General features: G+C 45.7%; 1 protein-coding gene. It reads left to right on the top strand.

The genetic code is table 11. From position 1 onward, the window contains the following. Positions 1-337: alkaline phosphatase PhoX (locus FTW16_RS14410; protein WP_146491577.1), on the top strand; the 337-nt coding region annotated here is incomplete at both ends.

The raw sequence follows: 337 nt of genomic DNA, 5'->3' as shown, positions 1-337 counted from the left end.
CGTAGACCCATACACTGGTTCTGTATATCTAACGTTAACCAACAACACTTCTCGTACCGATGAAACAAACGCAGCAAACCCACGTTTGAACAACAAATTTGGTCATGTGATTCGTTGGGATGAGGGTGAAGCTGCATCAGACTTTACATGGGATATTTTTGTGTTCGGTTCACCAGCCAATGGTGATGCAGACACTAACCGTTCAAGTTTGACTGACATGAACCAATTTGCGAGTCCGGACGGCTTAGCGTTTGATCCCCGTGGTATTTTGTGGATTCAAACCGATAACGGTGCTGACGAAGTGACAGGCTACACCAATGATCAAATGCTGGCAGTC

It is taken from the genome of Vibrio sp. T20 (assembly GCF_007858795.1).
Taxonomy (GTDB): domain Bacteria; phylum Pseudomonadota; class Gammaproteobacteria; order Enterobacterales; family Vibrionaceae; genus Vibrio; species Vibrio satsumensis.
Note: the sequence above shows the minus strand (reverse complement) of the source record. Positions and strands in the feature narration are given on the sequence as shown.